This window comes from Streptomyces sp. NPDC051133, from assembly GCF_040682635.1.
Taxonomy (GTDB): Bacteria; Actinomycetota; Actinomycetes; order Streptomycetales; family Streptomycetaceae; genus Streptomyces.
In genome coordinates this window covers 1-1,316 of record NZ_JBFBBK010000240.1, presented here as the reverse complement: position 1 = coordinate 1,316, position 1,316 = coordinate 1, and the positions used below count along the sequence as shown (strand labels likewise).

Sequence of the window (1,316 nt, the reverse complement as noted above, 5' to 3'; positions counted from 1 at the left end):
CGTTCATCGGGATTCCTTCGTGGATACCCCCGGCTTCAGCCGGGGGAGGAAACGAAGCTCCTGCGGAGCAGGGCAGGGAAAGCCGGTTCGCCCTCTGGGCGGAACGGCGTTGTCGGTGGCGGCCGGTACGTTGCTCGCATGCATCTGCGGTACTCCTTCCGGATCGAGCCGACGCCGGGTCAGCGCATCGCGCTGGCCCGCACGTTCGGCTGCGCACGGGTGGTCTACAACGATGCGCTCGCCTTGAGGAAGGCCGCCTGGCAGGCGGACAAGTCCCGTATCCCGGCCGGGGCTCTGGCCCGGCGGGTGATCACGGAGGCGAAGCAGACTCCGGAGCGGGCATGGCTCGCCGAGGTGTCCGTTGATGCATTGCAGTCCTCCCTGCGTGATCTGGACATGGCGTACGCGAACTTCTTCGCTTCGGTGACCGGCAAGCGCCCCGGCCGCCGCATGGGCCTGCCCGTGTTCAAGAAGAAGTCCGACGCCCGTCAGTCGGTCAGGTTCTCGAAGAATGGGTTCCGGCTGCGGGACAATGGCCGGTTGAATCTGGCGAAGATCGGTGAGGTGCGGGTGCGCTGGTCGCGCCCGCTGCCCTCGTCTCCGTCGTCGGTGACGGTGGTCAAGGACGGTGTCGGCCGGTACTTCGCGAGCTTCGTCGTGGACGTCGACCCCGAGACGCTCCTCCCGGTCGAGGCCGAGGTCGGCATTGATCTGGGCCTGACCCACTACGCCGTCCTGTCGAACGGGCAGGTGATCGACAATCCGCGGTTCCTGCGCCGCGCCGAGCGGCGGCTGCGAAAGGCGCAGCAGACCTTGAGCCGCAAAGCCAAAGGCAGCAAGAACCGGGCGAAGGCCCGGATCAAGGTCGCCCGTGCTCACGCCCGGGTGGCCGATGCGCGCCGGGACTGGTGCCACCAGACGGCTTCGAGGCTGGTCCGCGACAACCAAGCGGTCTACCTCGAAGACCTGGCGGTCTCCGGCCTTGCGCGTACCCGCCTGGCCAAATCCGTCCACGATGCGGCATGGGGCATGTTCCGCCGCGTGCTGCAGGAGAAGGCCGCCAGGGCTGGTCGGCACATCGGTGTCGTCTCGCGCTGGCTGCCGTCGTCGCAGACGTGTTCGGTGTGCTGGGTCGTGGACGGGAAGAAGCCGCTGCACGTGCGCACCTGGCAGTGTGAGGGCTGCGGTACTGAGCATGACCGTGACCTCAATGCGTCGCGTGTGATCCTCGCCGCCGGGCAGGCGGAGAGGCTAAACGCCCCTGGAGGGCCGGCAAGACCCGGAGCGGCGATCCCGCGCCAGGCACGGCCCGTTGA

At 68.2% G+C, this 1,316-nt stretch carries 1 protein-coding gene; it reads left to right on the top strand.

Translation table 11 applies throughout. The features are described 5' to 3' along the window. Window positions 1–138 precede the first annotated feature (138 nt). The coding region (locus AB0N17_RS46740; RefSeq protein WP_366017736.1) for an RNA-guided endonuclease TnpB family protein at window positions 139–1,316 on the top strand (1,178 nt) is incomplete at its 3' end.